Below are 23,841 nucleotides of genomic sequence, written 5' to 3' on the forward strand. Positions count from 1 at the left end.
GGAGGAGCCATGAACGGCAAGAGAACCCATCCGCATGCGGGCTTCACCCTCGTCGAGACCCTGGTCGTCCTCGTCATCTCGGGGATCATCGTCTCGGCTCTGTACCAGGCGTTCTACGCAGGGCGCAGGAGCCACGACGTGCAGAAATACCTCGTCGAAATGCAACAGAACGCGCGCGTGGCGGTCGCCTCGCTTGCCGACGACTTCCGGCACGTCAGCTACGGGAAGGACCCGACGCAGCCCTCTATCCGATACGCGGGGCCCGACTCGATCGTCTACATCGCCGACATCATGACCGAGTTCCCGGGGGCCGAAGTGATCTCCTATTCGCTGCATCCCGATGGGGATCCCGACACGCCCAATCCCGATGACACGGTCCTCATGAAGACGGTGGCCGACAGCGGGGGGACCGTCCTCTATGCAGAGCCGCAGTCCTATGGAATAGCGCAGGGAGGAGTCTCATTCCGCTACTTCAACGGCGCCGGCACGGAGCTGTCCAACCCGGTGCCGCAACCGGAGATGATCGGCGAAATGCAGGTCGAGGTCACAGCGACGCAGGCCCGGAGATGGAAGCAGCAACCTTACGAGACGATGACCCTCTCGTCCACAATCTACCCGCGCAACCTGCCGCTGTCTCCCGCGCGGAGCAGGCCGAGCACGCCTGCCTGCGGCGACCCGACCTTCCCGAACTGCAGCTCGGCGACCCTCACATGGCAGACACCGACAACGAACACCGACGGCACGACCTTGGCATTCGGAGACATCAGCCACTTCAACTTCTACTACGGACTCGATCCGGACGACATGTCACTCAACGCCCGCCTTGCCCGAACCTTCAATGGCTGGACCGTTCCGGATCTCACTTGCGAGACTCACTGGATCGCCGTGACGTGCGTCAGTCGAAGCGGCGTCGAGAGCTTCCCCTGCCGCCGCGAGGTCGTGATCGGAGGCGGATCTCTCCCCGCGGCCCCCGCCGCGCTCACCTCCACCGACACCGGCAACATCACCCTCCAATGGCCTGCAGTCACGCAGTTCGAAGACCACGAGCCGATCACGGTGCCGGTCGAGTACCCTGTCTACAGATCGACGACCGAAGGATTCGAGCCGGACGAGGCCTTGAGAATCGGGACCGCTAGTGGGGGGAGCACGACCTACGTCGACGCCTTGCCCAACGACTGCGCGACCTACTACTACCGCGTGACCGCCTCCGTCTGCTGCGCCGAGGGAAATCCGTCCCCAGAACACTCCGTGCTTCGCCCATCGCCGCCGCAATGCCCGGCCAATCTCGCGGCCGAGACGGGGGTCCAATCCGGCGATCTCCAGGTCTGGTGGAGTCACCCGACCCTGCGGGAGAACCTCACTCCGCTTCCGGCCGAGGAGATCGGAGCCACCAAGATCTACTGCGACACGATCCCCGGCAGCACCGCTCAGTACTTCGTTCTGGAGGGGAACGACGACGAAGCGACCTTGACCGGCCTTGTCCCGTGCAAGACCTACTACCTCCATGCCCGCACGATCGACACGTGTGGGCATGCGAGCGGCAGTTCCTGTCTCGGAAACGAGGTCTCGGTTCAGCTCGCCGAACCCTGCGATCCGTCCGTCCCGGCATCCCCCGCCTCCCTCTCCCTCACGCCGCTCGACAACCGGGTCGACCTCGTCTGGACCGCCAACCAGACCGACTGCGACTTCTCCGGATACCGGATTCATTACGGAACCTCGAGCGGCGTCTACACGGGCACCGATGCGTCGGAGGGAATCTCCCCGATCACGGTCCCCCACGAGCAGGTGACCGAGGGTGGAACCTGCGCCATGAGCCTCACAGGCCTCGAGGGATGCACGACCTACTATGTTGCCGTCACGGGGATCGACCGTTGCGACCCTGCTCACGAGAGCGAGCCCTCTCCCGAGGCCTACGGAATGACGACCTGCTCCCCGTGCATGATTCAGGCGAGCTGTCCGGCATGGGTCTCCACGGCGGCGGCCCTCTACAAGGACGCCCGCCTCGAGATCTACACCCAGGGCGAGTCGAGCGAGACGCTCGCGAAGCTCGTCCCGTCCTGGAACGGCGGGGCCTTGATCACCGAGGTCCTCTATGGCCGCCCGCTCGCCACGATCTGGAAGGCCGACGGGACGGCGGGCGAGGACGGCCCGGTGGGGCCCCGTCCGTCGGGCGCCACGCTGAACCTGACCGACGTGACGGTGCCGTCGTGGACTTCGGAGGCGGACGGCGGGCCGCTCGAGCTGCTCTTCGACAGGGATGTCAGGGACGTGGGACTCGATCTCGTCTTCAAGAACCCGAGCGGCGGATATTGCACAGACGGGGCCGTGAACCGGGCCGTCGCGATCTTCGACGACTTCGATGACGGGAACATAACGGGCTGGACCGTCCGCAGCGGGACCTGGAACTCGAACAACGGCCAGCTCTACCAAGCGAGCACATCCAACAACAGGCTATTGATAGGCGCCGATGCCCTGACGGACCTCACCTACGAGGCGAAGATCTGCCCGATCTCGGGAACGACGGCCTACATCGTCTTCAGATACACGGACGACAACAACTTCTACCTGCTCGGCCTCCGCACCGATACCGACATCGTTCGCCTGGCCAGAGTCAAGAGCGGAACCTTCACCCAGACCGCCTCCTACAGCACACCGCTCGCCAACGGGGAATGGCACAGCCTGAAGGTCGTCCTCTCCGGCAAACGCGCGATCTGCTTCTTCGATTGCGCCCAGGTCATCGATTACACGGACAGCAACATGAACGCCAGCGGCAAGATCGGATTCAGGACGTCTTCCACGTCGTCCCGCTGGGACGACGTCCGGTGCCAGAGCAGCGCCGTTCTGCCATGAGGCGGCTGCTCCTGCCGCTCGCGCTCGTCATCGCCTGCGGCTCCCCCGCGGCGGCAGGCGGCATGGAGGCCGCGCGGATCCTGCGCATCGCCTGCACCGCCGAGACGCGCGGCAATCTCATGCCCTGCCCTTGTCCGGAGAGGCCTCTGGGCGGATTGGCGCGCAGGATCGGCCTCCTCGATTCGCTTCGAGCGGCCTCGTCCGAACCGCTCCTCATCGTCGATGCCGGGCGCTTTCTTCCGTCGCGCGCGGAGCATCACCTTCTGCCTGAACAGACGCTGATCGACCTGCGCCAGTTGCTCCGGGACGGGGCGGTGGCGGCGGGCTACGACGCCATAGCGATCGACCCCCCATCGGACGCTTCCCCCGGCCTTGACGCCCGATGGCTGGCGCCCAACCGAGCCCGCATCGTTCAAGCCGGGAACCTGAGGATCGCGGTCGCCGCCGCCCATGAGGGCATCGATCCCGCTCCCTGTCGCAAGTCGATTCGCGACCTCGGAAAGGCCGACGCCGTCCTCCTGCTCTGCGCCGGCGATCTCAGCTTCGCGCGCGCCGCCGCCAGGGTTGCGGGCGCCGACATCGCCATCGTGGCCAGGGGGGCCAGGTTCGAAGCGCCCCTGGTCCATGACGGCGTCCTCTTCCTCGGACCGGGACGGTCGGGCAAGTCGATCGCGCTGGCGGAATGCAGGATCGTCTCTCCCGGCAGGGTCGAGCCCCTTGGCGTCCGCCTTCGCGCGATGGACGCGAGCGTGAGGCCGAATCGCGCATGGCAGGACAGGGTGGAGGAGGCGATCCTGCGGTTCGAGAGCGAGCACCCCATGGCGTTGGAGGCCACGGAGTAGGACTCGGGGCCTACCCAATTCGCCGCTATCATCGCCATTCCCTCCAAGTGTAAGCATTCACAATCAATTGCGGCATTGACAATCCCTTCCTCGTTGTCTATCCCTACTAGTCGCACGGGCGCTGTGCCTCAGCGACTCTCATCCGGTGTTGGAGGCGGGCATCCCTTCAGCCAATCCGCGGCGATGCCGAAGGTTAGAGGGAACAGCCCGACAGAACCGAGGGGGTGACGGGACATGAGGCCTCTCCTGCGATCGTCTCATGCGGAGTCGGCCGTGAGCGTCATGCGGCCGTCTGGAGCGACCAGACGCTCGGCCATCCGCGGCGCATCCCTCCTGGAGGTCATGATCGCCACGGTCGTCGTCAGCGTCGTGGTCCTGGGGACGGTCGAGTTCTTCGCGAAGGGACACCTCTGGTTCAGGCGCGAGGAGCAGAAGCGCGTGGCCACGCTGCTCGCGCAGGATTCCCTTGAGAGGACCATCGCCCTGGACTACGGACTGGTGGCGAACTGGGCCGAGAATCGAAGCGTCTCGTCCACGTCCTACGCGATCGCCGTGACGGTGCAGAACAACGCGCCCGAGTCCAACATGAAGACCGTCCGGTCAGTCGTGACCTGGAACGTGAAGCCGTCGGTCCAGAGGAGCGTCTCTCTGGCGACGCTCGTCTATAACAACTGAACCGCGGGAGGCGCGAGCATGCGACCCGCCATCGGAAGAGCCCTTGGTTCCCGCGGCGGCTACGCCCTAGCCGTGGTCGTGATCATCATGTTCGCCCTCGGCGTCATCGCGGCGTCGTTCATCGCGCTCGCCGGCTACGAAACCAGAGCCTCCCACACCGACCTTGCGAAGCAGCGCGCCTTCTGGCTGGCGGAGGCCGGCAAGGAGCGAGCCCTCAGGTGGATGGCGAGCCTGACGCGCCCCCCCGAGACCGACGTCCGGATCTACACGGCTGCGGCAGGGCCCGATGGCGGCAGCTACACCGTGGATTGCCTGGTCGACAGCGCGGGGATCTACCAGGTCGAGAAGTGGTTCGTCCTCGATTGCGTCGGCCGATCGGAGGGCGTGGAGAGACGGATCAGGCAGCGCATCCGAATGACATCCTTCGCGCAGTACGCCTACTTCACCGATGATGAGCGGACTCCAGGAGGGCAGTACATCTGGTTCATCTCGGCCGATCAGATCCACGGGCTCGTCCACTCGAACGGCACCTTCAGGATCGCCGGGAGCCCCCGTTTCTTCGACGAGGTGACCTCCGCCGCGAATCGGATGATCGGTTACCAGAACTACTCGGTCTACGACCCGAGCGGTTGGCCCGTTGGCGGCAACGCCCCCGTATTCGACGAGAGCTTCCGGCTCAACGTGCCGAGCATACCGCTGCCGACGCAGACCCTCGATCTCAAGGCGGAGGCCCAGAGCGGGGGGCTCTTCCTCGCCCCGGCCTCCACGATCGAGCTCGGGAAGCTGGCCGACGGGACGGTCACGCCCGGCTGGCTCCGCTATCGCAACACTCCCCCCCCGAACGGCCCTTGGACCGGCGTCCGGATCTCCTCCCTCGGGAAGAAAGTCGTCTACGTCAACAATCCTCTCGAGGTCTCGGGCCGCCTGGACGGAGAGGTGACCATCGGCTGCCTCCGCGACATCACCATCGTCGACGACATCACCTATTGGGGCAGCAGCGCCGCGGGGACGCCGCCTCCGGGTTGCGACGACCTGCTGGGCCTCGTGGCCGAGCGGAACATCATCTTCGACAACTCGAGCGCGACTGTGGACCTCAAGATCAACGCGGTCTTGATGGCGCTCAACACGTCGATAACGGCGGAGGACTATGGCACGCGTCCCCCTTGCGGAAATCTCACCATCTGGGGAGGCCTGATCCAGAAGTACCGCGGCCCGGTAGGCACATTCCGCAACGGCGTGCTCCAGACCGGCTACGCGAAGGATTACCACTACGACACGCGCGTCACCGCGCGCACGCCGCCGGCATTCCCTCTGACAGGCGTCTACCAAGAGGCATCATGGATGGAGACCTGGGATGCGAGCTATCCATTCTGACCCCGCGAGCAGGACCATCAGCACGCCGCGCTTGAAGGGCGCGCCCGCGGAGAGGCGTCCCTGCTCCGCCGCCTTCACGCTCGTCGAGCTGATGATCGGCATTTTCCTCGCCCTCGTCGTGGCCCTGGCGGCCGGGGCGGTCTACCTGGGAGTGGCGCAGAGCTTCAAGACCGGCTCCAAGAAGCTCCGCTCGCAGCAGGATGCGAGCCTTCTCTCCACATCGATCAGCCGGCAGATCCGCGTCGGCTCCGCCTATCAGATCTACAACGTCCCCAACCGCACCGTCCCGGCAGACTCGGGCGACGGCCTGGCGGTCCTCGACGGGACCGGCGCGGTCCTCTCGCGCATGGAGTGGAGCCCCTCGCTGAACACGATGGTCGACGCCGCGGGAAACCGCATCACAGCTCTCACCCTGCAGAACATGCGCTTCGCGCGCGATCCTGCGGTCGCTCAGACGGTCCGCTTCCGATTTGCGGCCGACGACCAGATCGGCGGCCGCGTCGAGGTCCGAAGCACCGCCCACCTTCGCAACTGACCAGATCCCGAAGCCGTCCGCGGGCCGGCTCATCGGCACGAAGAACGCCTCCCGCACACCCCCGCTGGCAGGCGACAGTGCCGGTTTTGGCGCGGCCGCTCGGAGGCCGGCAGGGTTGGCCGCTCGATCCTCCGTCCTGGCCAAACCGCCTCAAGGGGCGAGGATCACCGGCACGTCGAAAGTGCCTTCCATCACGTCGACATCGACCCTCTGGCCGGGACTCACCATGGAGAACGCGTGGAAGGAGAAGGTCCCCTCCATCCGACTCGCGCTGACTTGACTGATAGTCACGCTCCCGGTCTCGGAGTAGTGAATGCGACTGTTCTTGATGATAGACCCCACCCCATCGACGGGCGGGAAGGTGAGATCGAAGGTTCCCGTCGCCGGGTCGTGGTAGACCTGGATGTCGATCATGTACTGGTCTGATCCCAGTGTCACATCGCCCTGGATGTGCATCGAACCGGGCAAGCCCTCTTGCGGTTCGACCTTGAGGCCATAGGCGTCCGCACAGGTGAAGTCCAACTGGAAATCTCCTGTGATAGCGGCGGTGATCGTCCCGTCATGTTCCTGGTTCTGGTCGCCGGGCCCTGTCGTGCTCTTCTTGTCGTCGTCGCCGCAGCTCACCAGCGTGGTCAGACACAGCACGGCCAGCAGGCCTATCCAACGTCTCATACTCCCTCCCTCGAGTAGTTATGCGCGGGTGAAGGCTCCCCAGGCACGGCCGGCAGGCACGGACGGCCCCCGATCCAGGGGAGCGCTCACACCCACGGGCAATCGCAAACTCCGACAGAATCCTAGACGAGGCGGAATCGGGAGGCAATTGTTCTGCCGTGGCCGCTCGGGCAAGAGATCGGGCGATTCGGCTATCACCACAACCACGACCGTATCGGCGAGGCGTTCTGGAACCCCGCCCCGGCCGACGTGCACCCCGGCCGGGCGAGGGACATTCTGAGAAGCCGCGTCGAGGTCCGAAGCGCGGCCCGCCTTCGCAACTGACCAGATCCCGAAACCCGTCCGCGGGCCTGCTCGCGTGCTCGAAGGAAACCGGCCGCACACCCCCCCGCCGGGCAGGCGACAATGCTGGTTTTGGCGCGACCGCTCGGAGGCGAGCTAGGGCTGGTTGCTCGCGAGCCTCTCGACGATCCTCGGCGTCACGAAGATCATGAGCTCTCTACGGTCATTGCGCACATCGCTCGACTTGAAGAGGTTGCCGAGGAGCGGAATCGATCGCAGGATCGGGATCCCTTCCTCGAATCTGGTCTCGGCCGTGCGGATCAGTCCGCCGATCACGGCCGTCTCGCCGTCCCCGACCATGACCCGGGCGTCCGCCTCCGTCGTCGTGAAGACGATCCCGCCCTGGACGGTCGCCTGCGAGGAGAGGTCGCTGACCTCCGGATGGAGGTCCATCGTCACCCGCCTGTCAGCGTTGATGTAGGGCGTCACCTCGAGGGTGATCCCCACCTTCTTGAGCTCCGTGATCGGGTTGCCCGCCTGATCGAGGACGATGAGCGGGACTTCCTTGCCGACGAGAATCCGCGCCTTGCGGTTGTTGACCGTCGTGATGCGCGGCAGAGAGATGATATTGGCCTTGTTCTCCCGCTCCAGCGCCTGGATCGTCCCATCGATGTCCCCGAAACGCCTCACGACGCCGAAGTCCAGCTCGGCCGCCGCGGACACCAGCGGCGACTCGTGGCTGATCGACCCGGAGAGCCGCTCCTTCGAAGAATGGAGATTCTGGACGTTCCATGTGATCCCGAGCTGCCTCGCGGCCGAGGCGTCGACGTCGACCAGGCGGGCGACGATCTCGACCTGACGGGTCTCGCTGTCCAGGTCCTCGACCAACTGCCGGATCTGGGCCACCCTCTCGGCGATGTCGGTCACCAGGATCGAGTTCGTCCGGGGATCGACTTCCGCGCTTCCCCTCTTGCTCAACGCGAACTGGACGCAGCTCTTGAGCTCCTCCGCCGTGGCGTAGTCGACCTGGAAGATGGCCGTCTCAAGGGGCAGAACCTCCTCGCGCTTGCGCGCGGCGGCCTCCACTTCCAGATCCTCCTCGGCGATAGTCTTGCGCGAGGCGACGCGCAGGATGTCGCCCTGGGATACGGCGGTCAGGCCTGCCGAGCGGCAGACGACATCGAGGGCCCGTCGCCACGGGACCTGCGAGAGCCTCACGTTGACCGCTCCCGAGACGTTGTTGTCCGGAATGATGTTGACCTTGCCGAAGGCGGCGATGGAGCGAAGGACCGTCCGTATGTCGGCCCCCTGGATGTCCAGATCCATCGGCTCTCCGCCTCCGGGCGGATCGATGAGCGAAGGCGCGGCGAGCGCGGCGTCCACGATCTCGGCGCGAGGATCCCACCGCCCCATGGAGGGAGCCTCATCGTGAACCGAGTTGGGGCTCTCGTGGGAACGCATCGCTTCCCGCTCGGCCATCACCTTCATGATCAACGCCCTGTCGGCCGGGAAGTGCCGCTGCGGCCCATCGGCCGACCCGGCCGTCGCCCAGAGGGCCACGCCCAGCGTCACGACCGTGACGAGCAGACTAACGGTTGCGGGACCGCGGATTCTCATTCCATCCCCCTCCCTGCTCAAGCGGCAGCGACTTGGTTCGCGAGGCGCCGTACTCCGTCACATGGACCACGACCCGGTCAGGCCGGATCACAGCTACGCTTCCATCCCCCAATCGGTCGCCCTCCCGGAGGATCAGGCTGCGGCCGTCCTCCGTCTCGAGCAGGGCGAAGCGGTCCTTTTCGGCCCAGAGGATCCCGACCACCCTCAACTCCTCGCTCATCGGCCTCGGGCTGGGATTCTCGTCTATGTACTCGTCCGAGATCAGGCTGACGAAGATGTCCCGCCGCCCCATCCCTTCGTAGTAGTAGGGGTCGGGCGCCATCAGCAGGTCGTCCAGCTCGTCTGCCGGCGGCTCTGCGGCCGGGGGAGTCGCGTCCGCTGCGACCGCGAGGCCGCTCATCCCGATCAGGGCGGCCGAGATCAGCCCCAGAGCCCGAGCGACGGATCTCTCACTCATCGCTCCCCTCCCCTCGCTGCTTCGCCTTGAGCTTGCGCCCCGCTTCCTTCGCCTGCTCCATCTTCTTGTTGATGCTCCCTTTTCCCTTCGCCTTCTTGTCCCCCTTCGCCTCTCGGTCCTCATCCCCCGGCGGAACCCCTGTCCCGCCCAGGGTGTAGGTCCTCGCAACGAAGGAGGCGGCGGCCGGCTTCTCGAGGGGAGAGTCCTTCGCGCTCTCGATCGAGAGGTCGCTGACCGTCACGATCCGCTCCATGTTCGCGATCTCTCCGAGGAACGTCCCGATCTCGTGGTAGCCCCCCTCGACCTTGATCTCGATCGGATGCTCCGTGTGAAACTGCGCCGGCTGAGGCGGCGAGGGCCTGAAGAGGACGAAGCCGACCCCGGCCTGATCGCCGATCGTCGTGATCGCCCGCAGGAGGGAGGCCATCTCCTGCTGGTCCGGCAGGAGCTGCTGGGCGGTCGCCCATTTGCGGTGAAGAAGATCGAACTCCTTCTCCATGTACGGAAGCGAGTTGATCGTCTGCCGCGCCTTCGTCAAGTCCTGCGTCAACCCCTCGTAGCGCCCCGAGAGCTCCTTGAGCTCCGACGCCCCCGCCTTGTACGTGAACGGAACCAGCGTCGTCATGAAATAGACGTACAGGAGGGCCGCCCCCAGGGCCGATCCCAGGATGATCTTGCGGCTCTTCGGATCGTTCAGCTGCAGTGCCATGCCGTCTCTCTCCCCTCGTCGCGACGAAGCGCCCGCCGCTAGGGCTTGACGCTGCTGGTGAGAACGAAGCGGACGACCTTCCCGTCTCCGACCTTCGCCCGCTCGCTGACCGAGAGCGCGACGTCCTGGAAGATGTCCCTCTCCTCGAGCCGCATCATCAGCTCGGCCACGAGCGTGTTGGAGAACGTCATCCCCTCCAGCTCGATCGCGCCGGGAGCCTTCTGCTCCACCCGCGTGAACCACAAGTACTCGGGCGTCTCGGCCGCGATCTCATCCATCATCTGGACCGGCAGGTAGCGGTCGCGACCGAGGTCCTGGATGGTCACAAGCCGCTGGTTCAGGTCCTGGCGTTCCTTCATCAGGACCTGAATCCTCTCGATCTGCGGTTTGAGACGCCGCGCCTCGGCCTCGGCGAGCCCGATATCCTCCTTGAGGGTCGCGATCTTGTAGCGCTGCATCACGCCGATTCCGACGATCGGCGCCAGGACGGCGATCGACAGCGCGAGTGTGAGCCAGAATCCCCGTCTGGGGACCTTCAGGAGGGCTGGGCGGTCGTGCCGCTCGCGCTCCTCTTCGAGCAGAAGATTGACGCGAATCACTTCTCGTGTGCCTTTCTCAGGGCGAGCCCGATCGCCACCGTGAGCTGTGGACCAACAACCTTGGGGTCGTCGCCACCGAAGACATCCGGGGTGTAGCTGATCCTTCGCAGCGGGTCGACCAGTTCGACCGAGACCCGCTGCCTCTCCGCAAGGACATGGGCCAGGCCCCGAATCCGCGCTCCTCCGCCGCAGACGAAGATCCTGTCCACCCGGTCCGCCTCTCCGTTGGACTTCAGATAGGCCAGGCTCCGCTCGATGCCGAGGCCGATCTCGTCGCCGAACGATCTCACGGCCGCCGCGATGTCTACCGACCCGGCGTCCTCGCCCTCCTTGCACGCGGCGACGGCCTCGTCCCTGTTGATCTGGTATCGCTTCTGGAGCCCTTCGATGAAGCTCTGGCCTCCGATGGAAAGATCCTGCGTGTAGAGCGGGATTCCGTCGCGGACAATGTTCACATTGGTCAGCTCGGCGCCGACGTTGACGAACGCGATGGTCTCCTCGCGGGCGAACTCGTAGTTTGATTCGGCTGCGTTCTGAACGGCGAAGGAGTTGACGTCGATGAGGGAGGGGTCGAGTCCGGCCTCGCGGATCAGGTCGGCGTGGGTCGTGACAAGCTCCTTCTTCGCGGCGACCAGGAGGACCTGCATCTTCGTCGGCCCCGCATCGACCCCCAGGATCTCGAAGTCCAACGAGACGTCGCTGATGTCATAGGGGACGTGCTGCTCGGCCTCCCAGTGGATGGCTTCCCTGGCGTCCTTGGGGTCGAGCCGATCCATGGTGATCCGCTTGACAATCACGCCGCGGCCGGCGATCCCGGTTGCGACCTGTCTCTGCTTGATCCCGCATCGCTCGAGGAGATTCTGAACTGCCTCGACCACCATCTGGCGGTCCATGATCTCCCCTTCCACAATCGCCTCGGGGAGCAGCTCGACCACTCCGTACTTCAGGAGCCTGGCGCCGTCCTTCCCGGTTTCGAGCTCCGCCACCTTGATCGCGCTGGACCCGATGTCGAGACCTACCGCCGACTTCCCCCTTCGGAACACGCGTGACCTCCCGTCCGGGGGCACGCGGACCGGGTGGCGCCCCCGAGGACCCTCTGTCCCCGTTATCGGCCCATGGGGCGCTAAGATTTACCGGGATCAGAAGCCCCGGCGCTGGAACAGGTCCAGATACCAGGTCCAGATGCGGGGGCCGAGGAGAAGCACCGCCGCGGCGGCGGGCGCCAGAAACGTCCCGAAAGGCAGGGCGGTCTGGCCTGTCGCGCGGCGTCTGGCCAGGAGGGCGAGCCCGAGGATCGAGCCGACCAGGGAGCTTAGAAGAATGGTGAGGAAAACTCCCCGCCAGCCCATGAAGGCCCCCAGCATCGCGGCTAACTTGACATCCCCCATCCCCATCCCCGCGATTCCGCGGATCGCGCGATAGGCCACGGCGACGAGGAGGAGGGCCCCCCCGCCCACAACCGCCCCCACGATGCCGTCCAGGCGCGAAACGCCCAGGACCGGGCAGACGAGGATGCCCAGGACGATCCCGGGGAGACTGATCTCATCCGGGATGATCCTGTGGTCGAGATCGATCCAGGTGATCGCGATCATCGATAGGAGGAAAAGCGACCGGACCGCGAGGCCGAGGAGATCGCTCGACGCGAGGGCGGCAAGAAGGAGCGAGAGGCCTCCCAGCGCCTCGATGGCCGGGTACCGGATGCCGATCGGCGCCGAGCAGCGCCGGCAACGCCCCCTCAGAAGCAGATAGCTCAGGATCGGTATGTTGTCGTGGATGGCGATCGGCGCCTGGCATCGCGGGCATCGCGAGCCCGGGCGCGCGACCGACAGGCCCAGCGGGAGCCTGTGGATCACCACGTTCAGGAAGCTCCCGAGACAGAGGCCCAGGAGGCCCAGGAAGATCCAGATTCCCGGGACCTCCCGAAACCCGAAGTCGACGGTCATCTTCCCTAGTGCAGAGTCCCGGTGATGAACGTCGTCTTGTTTCCGTTCTGGCTCTTGACCGTCACCGTCACGGTCACGTCCGACGCCACGTCCACCTCTGGCTCCGGATCGGACAGGACCGCCTGGAACGTCGTGTAGTCGTCGCTCTGCGTGTCGGTGAGAACGAACTCCGTGACTCCCCCGAGGCCGCCGGCCGTCGTCGTGACGGTGATGCTCGTGCCCTCAGTGAGAGGATTGAAGTTCGCGTCCCTCACCCGATAGGTGATCGTCACCGACCCGCCGTTCGGGATGCTGAATCCCTCATCGGGCTCCGTGATCTCCACGATCGTGTGGCCGCTCCACATCACGTAGTTGCAGGTCTGGATCAGATCGCCCGACTTGCCGACGGTCTGCGCGCAGATTCGCACCAGGCCGTCTCCGCCCGGGATGGCGGGGAATGGAGCCGCCGTCTCCTCCAAGACACGCGCGTCCCCGAGGGAGCTCGTGAACCCGCTGCCCTGAACGATGCCGTAGTCCGCGAAGAACCAGGCTGCCGTGGAGTCGGGGACCGGATTGCCCCACTGGTCGCCGATCTTGGCCGTGACCCCATTGATCAGACCCGCATAGACCAGGCCCGCGATGTTGACGTTTTCAAAGAAGACAGAGAAGTGCTCCGGATCCGGCAGGTCCCCATGGATCGCCACGCGCACCGGGCGGGAAAGCAGACCGCCGGATGTCGCCTGGACCTCCACGGTTCCGGAGACGATCCCCGCGTTCACGGTCGCCGTCACGATGCCCCTGTCGTTTGTCGTCGCCGTGAGAGGCCAAACGGTGGCGTCTGTGCCGCCTCCGAGTGGACGGATCGCGAAGCTCAAAGTGGCCCTGTGATCGGCGTCGACCGGAATTCCCCGCGCGTCTTGGACCTCGAAGCGGATCGTCGCCGTCTCGTGGTCGGAGGAGCCGCGCACGCCGATCCGCGGATGTTCGACCTCCACGGCCTCGACGTGAGACGCCCCCTCAGAGACGAATCGGATGTCGATCGTCTTCTGGACGGTGCCCGCCTGCGCGGTGACACGGCCGGTGCCGGTCCTGTAGGGGATCGCTCGCAAGCGGAGTCCCGCCAGACCCGCGGCGTCGGTCGGCGTCACGTCCTCGATCACCCCGAGGCTCGTCTCGAAGTTGACGACCGTCCCCGGGGCGACGGGCGCGCCGAAGCGATCACGGACGGCGGCGGTGATCCTCGCCATGGCCACGCCGTCGGCGAGGATCGAGGAAGCGTCGGCGGTGAGCTCGATCTCGCCGACGCCCAGATGGGTCAAGAGGATCGGAAGCGTCGCCTGCGCCACTCCGGACTCGGCCTTGAGGAGAACCGATCCGGCTGAGGTCCCGGCGAAATAGAGTGCCGTCGCAACGCCCCGCTCGGTCAGCGCCGCCGGCGGGATGACTCTCCCCGACCCCTCCTCGACCGAGAAGATCACCAACGTCCCGTCGGGGACAGGGAATCCGTCGCCGTCGAGCGCTGTGGCTGCCAGTTCTGTCTCGCTCGATCCATCGGCGGGCAGGGATGTCTTCTCGGCCGCGAGGATGATGCTCTCGGTGCTCGGCGGCTCCAAGAAGGCGACGGTCGCGGCTTCCTCGAGGACGGAGCCGAATCGGGCGGTGACCGTGGCATTCTGAGCGGCCGTGGAGGAGACGAGTGTCGCGACGGCCGCCCCTGTCGGGTCGGTTGTGACGGGCGAGGTGATCGTGCCGCCCGTGGTCGAGAAATCGATCCGGGCGCCGGCGACAGGCGTTCCCAGTTCCGTGACGGTCAGACGGGCGAGGAGGCTGGTCGATGAGATGCCGTCTGCGATGAGGGCGGCGCTGGCCGCGCTCAGCGACAGAGTCAACTGCTGAAAGGGAACTCGAACCTGAGCGGTCAGGTCGGCCCCGTAGTAGGCCGTGACTGTCGCCTCCGTGTCCCCGGGCTGCGCGGTCAATGTGGCCCAGGCGTTTCCCGCGGCATCTGTGTTGATCTTTCCGGTCACTCTCCCGGCCGTGGTGCCGAAGCGCACCTCCTCCCCCTCGAGGGGGACCCTGCGCGTGGTCTCCATCAGCGTGGCGATCAGGTGCGAGTCTGTTATCCCATCCGCCGGGATGGCCGAGGGCTCCGCCCCCAGGGCGATGCTCACGCCGCGCATCAGGATCGAGACCTCGTCCCGGAGATTCCCCGCGGGGAGAGCGATCGACTGGCCGCCAGGAGCGAATCGTTCGCTGGCGGCGCGCGCCATGAGGTCGGCGCTCAACGGCGCCCTCGTGATCAGAAGGAGGGTCCGCTCATGCAGAGGAGCGCCCGTCTTGCCGGCAGGGACCTCGGCGCGCACGGAGGCGACGATGTCGGTCCGCGAGGCCGCCGCCGTCAGGACGGCGATCGCGACGCCTTTGTCGTTCGTCGTCGCGTAGCTCTGGATCCTCCCATGCGTCGTGGAGAACGAGACGCCCACGTTCCCGATGCCGCGTCCCTTCTCGTCAACGATGGTCGCGCGCACGGCAAGAGTATCCATTCCGTTGGCGAGCACCGGTCGAAACGAGCTGGCCAGGGCCAGATCGTCCGGTTTCGGGGTATCGGTCGTCCCGTTGCCGCCCGCGCCAGTGACATCCTCAGATTTCTCGCAAGCCACCGTCAGCGCCATAAGCAGAACGGCAACGCTCAGCAGTAGAATAGTCCGTCTCATTGTCCACTCCTTCGCCGGACGAAGGCGGCGATCACGCCGGCCTCCTTGCCCTACCCGCGGATGAAGATCCAGTACCCCAAGGCCAGCAAGAGAACGACCACCAGAATGATCGTCAGGCTGCCCCCATAGAGGGCGACCACCGGGCTCATGAGGCCGAGGACCCCGGACCAAATCGAGTGAATGCCGCCGGCCACGTTCCCGCCGACCCCGCCTACGGTCGTCGGCGGCTGGGCGACGAATCGGCCGCTCGCGTCCCAGCGGATGCCGAAGGCGCGTCCCAGTAGGTAGATCACCAGTGCGATGATGCCGAGGCGGACGATGAAGCTCAGGAGGCCCAGTCCCGGGACGCGTCTATGGATCTTGTGCCGGGGCAGCCCGCTGGGCACCGCGTGGGTCCCCCGGAGGCCTGCGGCGGCCTCCCGGCGGCGCACGGTCCCCTTGAGTTTGTTCAGGTAGATGAAGTGCTGGTGCCAGACCCGCTCGAAGTCCTCGGCCTCGCGGGCGCTCGGCGCGGAATCGCTCCTGAGCGTCCGATAGCGGTTGAGCAGGTCTGTCATCATCGTCACCTGCCGCTGCGACTCCTGGGCGATCGGCCCGGGGCCCGCCTCGCCGAGGATGTGCGGCAGCTGGCTCGCGATGCCGGCCTTCACCTTCAGGAAGCGATCTTCCCGCTCGGCGCTGACTTCGGCGGAACCCAGCGACTTCGTCACGATCTCACGAAACTCTATCCAGCTGCGGATCAGATTCCGCAGCCTCCACCAATGGCGGCAAGATTCCAGCATTTGCGCATCCTCCCTTCTTGCCAACCTACCGCGACTTGATGAGAAGCCGCGCCTTCTCGGGATCCTGGAGCCGCGCCACGACGTCGGCGGTCCGCACGATTCCCGCGCCATGCAGCTCCAGGAGGGAGTCGTCGAGCAAGACCATTCCCTCGGCGAAGCTGCTAGAGATGACATTACTGACCTGATGGATCTTCCCCTCCCGGATCAGGTTCGAGATCGAGCTGTTGACGAACATGATCTCCCGCGCGGCGATCCGTCTCTGGATGTCGGTCCTTCGCAAGAGGACCTGGGAGATCACCGCTTTGAGCGATAGAGCCAGCCGCGCGCGGATCTCGGCCTGGTCGTGGATCGGGAAGACGTCCACGATCCGGTTCACCGTCTTCGAGGCGGACGGCGTCGAGAGGGTGCTGATGACAAGGTTTCCCGTCTCGGCCGCCGTGAGGGCCACCTCCATCGTGTCGCGGTCGCGCATCTCCCCGACGAAGATGACGTGGGGCATCTGCCGCAGAGCGCTGCGCAAACCGATGACGTAGTTCTTCGTGTCGGCTCCGATCTCTCGCTGGTCGATCACGCAGACCTTGGAATTCAATAGGAACTCGATCGGATCCTCGATCGTCACGATGTGTTTCGGGACCTCCCCCTCGGTGTTCATGTATTCGAGGAGGCTCGCGATCGTGGTCGACTTCCCGGCGCCGGTCGGACCCGTCACGAGAACCAGTCCGTTCGGAATCGAGAGCAACTGCATAAGGAGCCGATCGGGGATCCCAACCTCGCTGTAGCGCGGCACCTCGAGAGGAACGAGGCGCAGGACAGCCGCGATCGTCCCCTTCTGCCGGTAGACGCTGACGCGGAATCGCGACACGTCTTTCAGGTGAAAAGAGAGGTCCAGCTCCCACTCCTGCTCGAAGACCTTGCGCTGGGCATCCTTCAGGAGCTGGTAGGCCAGACTCTCGCTCTCCTTCCCGCTGAGCGGATTGGGAGGGGTGTGCGGCTCGAGCGCCCCCTCGACGTGGTACGTGACCGGGGCGCCGGCGGAGATGAGGATGTCGGAGGCCCTGCGGCGCACACCCTCGTGCAGGATTTCCGCGATGTCCATCTCTACTGTCCCCCAGCCTCTCCGGCCTCGGGCGTCGGCAGGGAAGCTCCAGCATCACCGACGATCCTGGGGACGATTTCGATCACGAGATCGAGCTTCGCGACATCGTCGCGGACGTGGCTGAAGAGGTATCCGATGATCGGGATCCTGCCCAACAGCGGGACTTTCTTCACCGTCCGCCGGCGCTCGTCGGACAAGAGCCCTCCGATGTAGATCTTCTCTCCGTCCCGCACTCGCACCAGCGTCCGGGCGCGCCGCGTGGATGTCTGCGGGAGGTCGTTATCGGGGCCGACAAAGCGGGTGATCCGCGACAGCTCCGGCTCGACGACGGCCGTGATATACTCCCCTTCACCGATTCGCGGCGTGATGGCGAGCTTCACTCCCACGTCGATCTTCTCGAGCTGGACCGTCTGCATGACCCCACCGGCGGCCCCGGCCGAACTCAGGGATGTGATGACGACGGGAACGGTCTCCCCGGCGAAGATCTCCGCAGGCTTGCCATCGAGGGTCACGACCTTCGAGTTGGCGAGCAGATTCGCGTTGCCGTCTGTCAGGAGGGCGTCCAGAACCACCTCGAAGGTCGCCATCTGCCGATGGTAATCGGCAGTCTCGTCCGCCTTGACGAAGTTGATCTTCTCCGGAAGCTGCCCCGGCGCGCTTGTCCCGTGGACTCCCTCTGTCACGACCGTGTTCCACTTCGTGATCTTCTCCCAGTCGATTCCGGCCTCGAGAAGCGCGGTCGTGTTGACCTCGATCATCCTCGCCTCGAGGAGGATCTGGGCAGGCTTGCGATCGAGCTGAGTGATGATCTCCTCAGCCTGTTCGATCGTCGATTGCGTCGCGTGGATGACCAGTCGGTTTCCGGCGGCGTTGGCGCTGATCCCCTTGCAGAGAACCTCGAGCATCGCGCGAAGCTCGCCGGCGTTGGCGTGCTGAAGCTCGAATACTCTGGTCACGAGCCCCGTCTCGGTCATGAGGGTCGCGTTGTCCGCGACGAGGATCGATTTTCCCACGCGCTCATACCCGAGTCCCGCCGAGCGGACCACCAGGTTCAGCGCCTCGTCGAATCTCGTATTGCGCAGGTGGATCGAGATGCGACGGTTCTGGACCTCGGGGCTCGTGACGATGTTGAGCCCTCCTCGGTCGGCGAGGATCTGCAGCACCCCGTTGACCGCGATGTCGTCGGCATCGAGCGTGATGAGCGCGCTCGGATTCCCCGCTTGCGCGCGCACCCCCGAAGGCAGTGTCAGGGAAAGGCTGATCAGCAAGGCACACAGCGCAACCCATCCAGCTCTCACGGTGATCGGAACCATCATTGCCTCCTAGGACGAGGGCAGAACAACGGTCTCGGCGCCTCGGCTGATCTTGACCGAGGTCGGCCTGATATCGTCCACTACCCAGCCGCGGAACTCCTCCCCCTCGCGCAGCCATCCGGAGGTTTCCCCCCCGACTCTGATCTGCACGGCGGGATTGATGTTGTCGAAGAGAAGCGCCCCGATGCTCGGAGCGTCGCCGTCGTCAGGCTTCCTGGCCCGATCCCGCGCCACCTCGCCCCTCGGGGCTGTCGGCGGCCGAAACGGGTCCCGGTCCCCCAGTCTGGCCGCCGCCAACAGGCTGTCTCGCTGAGCCCACCCAGCCGGCGTCTTGGAGACGCCTGCTGCGACCGGAAGGCTCTTCTGGTGCGATCCCCTCCCCGCATCCAGAACGGCGGTCACGGCACTCCCGCCTCTGAAGGCGAGGAAGGCGACTCCGCTCAGGAGCAGGGCGATCCCCACCCAGAAGCTCCTCCCGCTTGGCGTAGCCGCTGTCATTGCCCCCCCCCTTGGAGTGGATCGTAGATCGAGAGTTTCAATCTCCCTTCCAGGGAAGTCCCTTCGTAGGGCTGCATCACTGTGAAGCCGTCGATCGTTGTCAATCGGGGGCCCTGCTCCAGCGTCCGGATCAGATCGAAGATCCGTCCGAAACCGCCGCGCACCACAAGGGTGAAGACCGTCCTGCGGGCCCGACCCTGAGCCACGCTCGCCTCCGTCGACAACTCGACGGTGGTCAATCCGGCGCGGGCAACAACGTCGTTGAGGAAGGCCACGGGATCGACCGACGAATCGAAGACGAATCCTCTCTCCGGGTCGCGGATTCCGAGGCGTTGAGCGGCGGCCGCGAGGTCGAGATCATGCTGCTGGATTCCGGCGAGATTGACCAACATGGAGGCTCTCTGGGCACGCAGGCGGCCGATCTCCCGCTGCCGCGGCTGGTTCACCCCTAGATCGAGCGCCAGCCCCAGAAGGAGGAGCATCGCCGCGGCCAGAAAGACCCGCCCCTGCGATGTGAGATTCCTACTGGCCATCGCCCCCCCCGCGCGTCTCGCAGACGATCTGAAAGCGACTTTCGCCCGCATCGGAGGCATCCATTGCGCCGAGCCTGACTTCGGGAAGATCGGCAGCGATGCTCGGATCGCGGCGCATGGCCTCCATGAAGCGCGAGACCGGCGCGGCCTGGTCGCCGCCGGAGCGGATCACCCCTCCGAGCACGAGACGCGGCGGCCTCCCTTTCTCGGACACCTGCCCCACCAGGCTCTCGAGGCGAAGCTGCCGATCGATGCATGAGGAGACAGCCGTGAGCTTCGGAGACCAGTCGATCCTGCCGCGGCGGATCTCGAGGAGCGCCCGGGCCGTCTCGGCTTCGGGCGTCGCCACCGACAGATCCTGCGTTCGCAGGGAGACCCGGCTGATCTCGCCCCTCAGAGCGTCCACCTGCTGGCCCAGGAGGACGGAGCTCAGGACCAGCACGCCCACGATCACGACCTCGATCCCGATCAGAACCGTGACGGCCGCTGTCCAGTAGGTCCGGCGCCTGGCGAGGCGTCGCCTGAGGTGATAGTCGCGATAGAAGTTCAGCCTGTACGTCATGGCGCCACATCCCACCAGCGCGCGAGGCCAACCGCGGTGGAGAACCTGGGTCCGCTCGATGCCGCTTCCTCGATCCCCGATGCGGCATCGGCCAGGTCGCCGAGGGGGTCGAGCAGATCGACGGTGAGACGCAACCCGCCTGCGAGCCGTTCCACGATCCCTTCGCGCAGCGATCCTCCGCCGCAGACATGGATCGCATCCACGTCCGCCCTGTGGCGCCCCCGGTAGAAAGTCAGCGTCTCGCGGATCCCCTCGATCAGGGCCTCCGCATAGCCGTTCGTCTTTGTCGGATCATCCGTGCGGGGCGCTGACGGGCCAACGGGCCGGCTGAGCAGAGATCCCGGCTGCCCCTTGAGGACCAAGGCCGCGTGCCTTCCCCCGAGATCGAGGAGACCATGGACGACGTCCGGCGCGGCCTGCTTCATCGGCTCGGCGGAGAGGCTGTTGAGCGCAGCCAGCGGCTCGACCTCGACCACCTCGGGCTCGATGCCGTTCTTGGCGAGGACATGAAGCGAGAAGTCCCTCTGGGCGCTCGGCGCGGCAGCCAGCAGGACCCAGACCTGGCGTCCGCCCTCCTCGGAGGGCGGGCCGTCGCCCAGGATCTGGAAGTCGAGAAGCGGAGCGCTCATGCTCTCGATGATCAGGTGCTTCTTGGCCTCGAACGGCAGGGCGCGGCGCAGATCGTCCGCGGACAGGGCCGGAAGAAGGACCTCCTTGAGGCTCGCTTCCTCACCCTCCATCGCGACCGCCACTCGGCCGAGGGCTCCCCTCCCGAGCCCCAGACGCTGGAGAAGGCGCCCGAGAGCCGCCACGACAGGGCCGGACTGTCCGCCGGACTCATCGGCCGGGTTCCACTCCTCCAGTCCGATGTGCGTGATCCGCTCGAGGCGGGTCTTCCCCACGCCCCTCACGAGCTTCACGCTGCCGGTCCCGAGATCGATTCCGGTGCGGGCCATCCTTGGTCCGAGCAAAGCTCCTCCCTGTTCCTTCGTCGATCTAAGCTGGGATCTCTCTCCAGCGAAGCACTTTCAGCGTTCCTGACACACCAGACGGCCAATCCTGCTGGAGGTAGTCCGGCAGGTTGGGTATGAAGCCAGGATTGAACGTGATATCGGGACCGCCCGTGCTGTGGAAGTCCCGCAGACAAATGAGACTGCCGACGATGTCGAGGTTCGAGTTGATCGTGACCACGTCCCTCGTGACATAGATCAGGGCCGGGTAGCTCGAGGTGCCGAGGTGGGCCTGCGCGGATCCCTGCCGCTCGAGGTCGTACAGGATCATCGCGATCCCGTTGTACGGCTCGAAAGTGATCTGCTTCACCTCCGTCGTCCGTCCCGCCCAGAACTGCCAGTCGATTCGTTGATCCTCGGTCGCGCCCGTGAATCTCGTGTTGATCACGGTCGCGTGGATGTTCGACGCGGAGGATCCATCGATGACGACCTTGCTGAACTGAGCCGCGGCCGGGCTCAGCGGCAGCTCGCCGAAGTTGACGACAGCGGAAGTGTTTGGCGAAACTCTCTTGAAGACTCCGCTCGCGTCATTGAAGTAGTTGTTGATCAGGGTGTGACTCGAGAAGCTGTAGGTGTAGACGCCGACTCCGCCCGAGGCGGCGTAGCTCACGACATCCGTCATCGTGTTCGCGCCGGTAATGTCGTTTCCGTTACGATCGAAGATCTTCGCTTGATCAACGCTGCCGATGCGCGTTCCCCTCACGTAATAATAGGTGGCGTCCGGGAAGTGCGCCGGATCGGTGTAGATCGGGGGCGGGGTGATCACGAACCCCTCGGTGTATTCCCCGTCGCAGGTGAAGTGAGGATCTCCGTTGCCGTTGTTCCCCCCGGCACTGCCATTGATGTGGGCGTCTCCGGTCAGGCAAAGGTTCCCCCCCACTTCGGCATCGCCCATCACCAGCAAGGGAAGCCCGAGGGCCGTCGGCGGCACGTCCGCGACGACCTCGACCCTCCGATGCGCCCCCTTCACGTGTCCGGTCGCCACCAGCTTGACGGCGCTCGTGTAGGACTGGTATGTGGTGTCGGCGACCGTCAGGTCGTAGGTTCCCCTCCCTTCGGCCGCTGCCGACCACCCGGCGCGCCAGGAGCGATCGGTGCCGAACCTCGCCCTCGCCCTCTCGATGGCCCCATCGGCGAGATAGAAGGCCTCGCTGGAGTTCTGCCTGTAGAGCGCCTGTCGGGTCTCATAAGAGGACATCGCGAAGAACGACATCCCCGCGATGATGAGGATGAAGCAGAAGATCATCACGGTCGGCAGGGCATACCCTGCCGTCCCGTGTCCTGCGCCCCTAGCCTCTGTCCACGTTCTCATCGATTCACCACCTAGAACTTGAAGGACTTCGCCCGCACGGCCGCCCGCGACCGCGCGCTGATCCGATTGCCCGACTTGTCTTCGAACTCGAGATTCACGGTCGCGCTCCGCGCTTCCGGGTCTCCGGTGACGGAGAAGAGCGTGCAGCGGCGATCGACCACATTCGCGCCGTTCTGCTGCAGCCTCCCCTCGCCATTCACAGTCGCCAGCTTGAACCTCTGAGCCACACTCCCATCGAAGTAGGTGTGGAACTCCGTGGCGGAGACGAAGACGAGGCTGTCCGCGGCGCGGACGGCTCGGCCCATCGTCTCGACGGCCTCCGTCACATTCGCCTGGAGGATTGCCTTGTCGCGGCCCCACCCCCAGGCGCGCTGGTTGGCGAGGATGATCCGGCCCAGAGCCAGGACGACGATGAGGGCCAGGAAGCACGCCACGAGAAGCTCGATCATCGTGTAGCCCCCCGCCCTTCCATCTCTCGCCTTGATGCCGATCCTCACGGCAGCCCCCTCCCGAAAACGGTCGTCGTCTCCAGGCTTCGGGTCACATCCGACCCGGAGACCTTCTCCCTCCAGCTCACCGCCACTCGGACCCTGGTCGCGCCGGTCTCCGGACTGTCGGCGCTCACCGCATGCGCCACCCTGTAACTGCGATTCTCGAGCACGAACGTCGTGTCGACTCCGTGCACGAGCGGGAGGTCATCGTACGAGTAGTCGCGGCGCAGCCCGTCGAGGCGCATCTGGGCCACAGTCGTCGCTCTCCTGCGGTTCTCCTCGTAGTCGAGCTGCCTTCGCCCCCCCACGAAGTATCTCGTGATGCCGAAGAAGGCGATGAGAAGAAGGGAGGCTGCGATCATGATCTCGACCAGCGAGAATCCTCCCTCTCCGGCCCTTCTCGGCCGGCCGCGGAGATCGCCATGGAGTGCTTCACGCCCCATCGTGACCATCCCGTTCAAGACACTTCTTCCCGCCCTCTGCCTCTAGAGCCCGATCACCACCGGATTGCCGGCGTTCCTGTCTATGCTGGGCGCGGTCATTGTGATCGTGACCCCGGCCATCCTCGTTCCGCTCCTGCCTACAGCCCGCACCGCCAACGCGTTGGTCCTGGCGTTCCTCCCGGCGCCGCTCCGGATCGCATAGGAGAAGCATGGGGTCGCCGCGAGGCTCACGAGCCCCCCGCCACTCGCCGGGGGCCAGATGGGATTCCCTGCCGCGTCGGGGTTCTGAACCGCATAGGTCCTCGCCGCATCGATGATCTCTCCCAGCCTGGTCGTAGCCTCGGTCGTTCGCGCATGCCTGACGTACTTCCTGTGAATCGGAAACGAGACGACTGCGAGAACGGCCACCACAACGACGGCGACCATGAGCTCGATGATCGAGAAGCCCGCCGCCGGCTGTCTCCCGGGCGACGGCGAACTCGTCGGCGACCTCAGTGGACCCAACCGGTCCTTCCCTTCTCCGGTCCCTGTTTCGCAATCAAGCATCCAGGGG

General features: G+C 65.6%; 24 protein-coding genes. 5 read left to right on the forward strand and 19 right to left on the reverse strand.

Going from position 1 to position 23,841, the window contains the following annotated elements:
- Positions 1 to 9: 9 nt before the first annotated feature.
- From FJY88_00610 to FJY88_00630, 5 genes are all read left to right on the forward strand, one after another.
- Positions 10 to 2,850, forward strand: coding sequence for a DUF1080 domain-containing protein (locus FJY88_00610; protein ID MBM3285843.1), 2,841 nt, complete (start codon positions 10 to 12; stop codon positions 2,848 to 2,850).
- Complete coding sequence (locus tag FJY88_00615; GenBank protein ID MBM3285844.1) at positions 2,847 to 3,692, forward strand: hypothetical protein; 846 nt, start codon at positions 2,847 to 2,849, stop codon at positions 3,690 to 3,692. The genes FJY88_00610 and FJY88_00615 overlap by 4 nt, the downstream gene beginning before the upstream one ends.
- Before the next feature lie 273 nt (positions 3,693 to 3,965).
- Positions 3,966 to 4,367 (forward strand): hypothetical protein, encoded by a 402-nt coding sequence (locus FJY88_00620; protein ID MBM3285845.1) that lies wholly within the window; start codon positions 3,966 to 3,968, stop codon positions 4,365 to 4,367.
- Between the two features lie 18 nt (positions 4,368 to 4,385).
- A complete protein-coding gene (locus FJY88_00625) occupies positions 4,386 to 5,741 on the forward strand; it encodes a DUF4900 domain-containing protein (protein ID MBM3285846.1) in 1,356 nt (451 codons plus the stop codon).
- Complete coding sequence (locus FJY88_00630) at positions 5,722 to 6,276, forward strand: hypothetical protein (GenBank protein ID MBM3285847.1); 555 nt, start codon at positions 5,722 to 5,724, stop codon at positions 6,274 to 6,276. The genes FJY88_00625 and FJY88_00630 overlap by 20 nt, the downstream gene beginning before the upstream one ends.
- A gap of 150 nt (positions 6,277 to 6,426) precedes the next feature.
- Here FJY88_00630 and FJY88_00635 read toward each other — a convergent pair whose 3' ends face one another.
- From FJY88_00635 to FJY88_00725, 19 genes are all read right to left on the reverse strand, one after another.
- A complete protein-coding gene (locus tag FJY88_00635; GenBank protein MBM3285848.1) occupies positions 6,427 to 6,948 on the reverse strand; it encodes a hypothetical protein in 522 nt (173 codons plus the stop codon).
- 438 nt (positions 6,949 to 7,386) lie between these two features.
- Positions 7,387 to 8,847: a type IV pilus secretin PilQ gene (gene pilQ / locus FJY88_00640; GenBank protein MBM3285849.1), complete on the reverse strand. Its 1,461-nt coding sequence runs from the start codon at positions 8,845 to 8,847 to the stop codon at positions 7,387 to 7,389.
- Positions 8,819 to 9,304 (reverse strand): hypothetical protein, encoded by a 486-nt coding sequence (locus FJY88_00645; GenBank protein ID MBM3285850.1) that lies wholly within the window; start codon positions 9,302 to 9,304, stop codon positions 8,819 to 8,821. Before FJY88_00645 ends, pilQ begins: the two co-directional genes overlap by 29 nt.
- A complete protein-coding gene (locus FJY88_00650; protein ID MBM3285851.1) occupies positions 9,297 to 10,013 on the reverse strand; it encodes a hypothetical protein in 717 nt (238 codons plus the stop codon). Before FJY88_00650 ends, FJY88_00645 begins: the two co-directional genes overlap by 8 nt.
- 38 nt (positions 10,014 to 10,051) lie before the next feature.
- On the reverse strand, positions 10,052 to 10,612 hold the full coding sequence (locus tag FJY88_00655) for a hypothetical protein (protein ID MBM3285852.1): 561 nt from the start codon (positions 10,610 to 10,612) through the stop codon (positions 10,052 to 10,054).
- Positions 10,609 to 11,742, reverse strand: coding sequence for a type IV pilus assembly protein PilM (gene pilM, locus FJY88_00660; GenBank protein MBM3285853.1), 1,134 nt, complete (start codon positions 11,740 to 11,742; stop codon positions 10,609 to 10,611). The genes FJY88_00655 and pilM overlap by 4 nt, the downstream gene beginning before the upstream one ends.
- A 9-nt stretch (positions 11,743 to 11,751) precedes the next feature.
- Positions 11,752 to 12,555, reverse strand: coding sequence for a prepilin peptidase (locus tag FJY88_00665; GenBank protein MBM3285854.1), 804 nt, complete (start codon positions 12,553 to 12,555; stop codon positions 11,752 to 11,754).
- A gap of 5 nt (positions 12,556 to 12,560) precedes the next feature.
- Positions 12,561 to 15,248, reverse strand: a complete 2,688-nt coding sequence (locus FJY88_00670; GenBank protein ID MBM3285855.1) for a hypothetical protein — start codon at positions 15,246 to 15,248, stop codon at positions 12,561 to 12,563.
- Positions 15,249 to 15,298: 50 nt separating this feature from the next.
- A complete protein-coding gene (locus FJY88_00675) occupies positions 15,299 to 16,030 on the reverse strand; it encodes a hypothetical protein (GenBank protein MBM3285856.1) in 732 nt (243 codons plus the stop codon).
- A 25-nt stretch (positions 16,031 to 16,055) separates the two neighbouring features.
- The gene (locus FJY88_00680) at positions 16,056 to 17,126 is read right to left on the reverse strand and encodes a PilT/PilU family type 4a pilus ATPase (GenBank protein MBM3285857.1); all 1,071 of its coding nucleotides are present in this window, start codon (positions 17,124 to 17,126) and stop codon (positions 16,056 to 16,058) included.
- 2 nt (positions 17,127 to 17,128) lie between these two features.
- Positions 17,129 to 18,442, reverse strand: a complete 1,314-nt coding sequence (locus FJY88_00685; GenBank protein ID MBM3285858.1) for a hypothetical protein — start codon at positions 18,440 to 18,442, stop codon at positions 17,129 to 17,131.
- 6 nt (positions 18,443 to 18,448) lie between these two features.
- Positions 18,449 to 18,937 carry a hypothetical protein gene (locus tag FJY88_00690; GenBank protein ID MBM3285859.1) on the reverse strand — a complete coding sequence of 163 codons (489 nt, stop codon included), beginning with the start codon at positions 18,935 to 18,937 and terminating at the stop codon, positions 18,449 to 18,451.
- Positions 18,934 to 19,530, reverse strand: a complete 597-nt coding sequence (locus FJY88_00695) for a hypothetical protein (protein MBM3285860.1) — start codon at positions 19,528 to 19,530, stop codon at positions 18,934 to 18,936. Before FJY88_00695 ends, FJY88_00690 begins: the two co-directional genes overlap by 4 nt.
- Complete coding sequence (locus FJY88_00700; protein ID MBM3285861.1) at positions 19,460 to 20,032, reverse strand: hypothetical protein; 573 nt, start codon at positions 20,030 to 20,032, stop codon at positions 19,460 to 19,462. The genes FJY88_00695 and FJY88_00700 overlap by 71 nt, the downstream gene beginning before the upstream one ends.
- Positions 20,029 to 21,003, reverse strand: coding sequence for a hypothetical protein (locus FJY88_00705; GenBank protein MBM3285862.1), 975 nt, complete (start codon positions 21,001 to 21,003; stop codon positions 20,029 to 20,031). Before FJY88_00705 ends, FJY88_00700 begins: the two co-directional genes overlap by 4 nt.
- A gap of 25 nt (positions 21,004 to 21,028) precedes the next feature.
- Entirely contained in the window at positions 21,029 to 22,354 is a 1,326-nt protein-coding gene (locus FJY88_00710; GenBank protein MBM3285863.1) for a hypothetical protein, read from the reverse strand.
- 11 nt (positions 22,355 to 22,365) lie between these two features.
- Positions 22,366 to 22,851, reverse strand: coding sequence for a hypothetical protein (locus tag FJY88_00715; protein ID MBM3285864.1), 486 nt, complete (start codon positions 22,849 to 22,851; stop codon positions 22,366 to 22,368).
- On the reverse strand, positions 22,848 to 23,288 hold the full coding sequence (locus FJY88_00720) for a type II secretion system protein (GenBank protein ID MBM3285865.1): 441 nt from the start codon (positions 23,286 to 23,288) through the stop codon (positions 22,848 to 22,850). Before FJY88_00720 ends, FJY88_00715 begins: the two co-directional genes overlap by 4 nt.
- A gap of 42 nt (positions 23,289 to 23,330) precedes the next feature.
- A complete protein-coding gene (locus tag FJY88_00725) occupies positions 23,331 to 23,834 on the reverse strand; it encodes a prepilin-type N-terminal cleavage/methylation domain-containing protein (protein ID MBM3285866.1) in 504 nt (167 codons plus the stop codon).
- Positions 23,835 to 23,841: the final 7 nt, after the last annotated feature.

It is taken from the genome of Candidatus Eisenbacteria bacterium, assembly GCA_016867495.1.
Lineage (GTDB): Bacteria > Eisenbacteria > RBG-16-71-46 > CAIMUX01 > VGJL01 > VGJL01.

Bases quoted from the DNA above. Each gene is read 5' to 3' on its own strand.
- FJY88_00610 (MBM3285843.1), top strand. From the start codon at position 10: ATGAACGGCAAGAGAACCCATCCGCATGCGGGCTTCACCCTCGTCGAG.
- FJY88_00615 (MBM3285844.1), top strand. From the start codon at position 2,847: ATGAGGCGGCTGCTCCTGCCGCTCGCGCTCGTCATCGCCTGCGGCTCC.
- FJY88_00625 (MBM3285846.1), top strand. From the start codon at position 4,386: ATGCGACCCGCCATCGGAAGAGCCCTTGGTTCCCGCGGCGGCTACGCC.
- FJY88_00630 (MBM3285847.1), top strand. From the start codon at position 5,722: ATGCGAGCTATCCATTCTGACCCCGCGAGCAGGACCATCAGCACGCCG.
- FJY88_00635 (MBM3285848.1), bottom strand. From the start codon at position 6,948: ATGAGACGTTGGATAGGCCTGCTGGCCGTGCTGTGTCTGACCACGCTG.
- pilQ (MBM3285849.1), bottom strand. From the start codon at position 8,847: ATGAGAATCCGCGGTCCCGCAACCGTTAGTCTGCTCGTCACGGTCGTG.
- FJY88_00645 (MBM3285850.1), bottom strand. From the start codon at position 9,304: ATGAGTGAGAGATCCGTCGCTCGGGCTCTGGGGCTGATCTCGGCCGCC.
- FJY88_00650 (MBM3285851.1), bottom strand. From the start codon at position 10,013: ATGGCACTGCAGCTGAACGATCCGAAGAGCCGCAAGATCATCCTGGGA.
- FJY88_00665 (MBM3285854.1), bottom strand. From the start codon at position 12,555: ATGACCGTCGACTTCGGGTTTCGGGAGGTCCCGGGAATCTGGATCTTC.
- FJY88_00670 (MBM3285855.1), bottom strand. From the start codon at position 15,248: ATGAGACGGACTATTCTACTGCTGAGCGTTGCCGTTCTGCTTATGGCG.
- FJY88_00675 (MBM3285856.1), bottom strand. From the start codon at position 16,030: ATGCTGGAATCTTGCCGCCATTGGTGGAGGCTGCGGAATCTGATCCGC.
- FJY88_00680 (MBM3285857.1), bottom strand. From the start codon at position 17,126: ATGGACATCGCGGAAATCCTGCACGAGGGTGTGCGCCGCAGGGCCTCC.
- FJY88_00685 (MBM3285858.1), bottom strand. From the start codon at position 18,442: ATGATGGTTCCGATCACCGTGAGAGCTGGATGGGTTGCGCTGTGTGCC.
- FJY88_00690 (MBM3285859.1), bottom strand. From the start codon at position 18,937: ATGACAGCGGCTACGCCAAGCGGGAGGAGCTTCTGGGTGGGGATCGCC.
- FJY88_00695 (MBM3285860.1), bottom strand. From the start codon at position 19,530: ATGCCTCCGATGCGGGCGAAAGTCGCTTTCAGATCGTCTGCGAGACGC.
- FJY88_00700 (MBM3285861.1), bottom strand. From the start codon at position 20,032: ATGACGTACAGGCTGAACTTCTATCGCGACTATCACCTCAGGCGACGC.
- FJY88_00710 (MBM3285863.1), bottom strand. From the start codon at position 22,354: ATGAGAACGTGGACAGAGGCTAGGGGCGCAGGACACGGGACGGCAGGG.
- FJY88_00720 (MBM3285865.1), bottom strand. From the start codon at position 23,288: ATGGGGCGTGAAGCACTCCATGGCGATCTCCGCGGCCGGCCGAGAAGG.
- FJY88_00725 (MBM3285866.1), bottom strand. From the start codon at position 23,834: ATGCTTGATTGCGAAACAGGGACCGGAGAAGGGAAGGACCGGTTGGGT.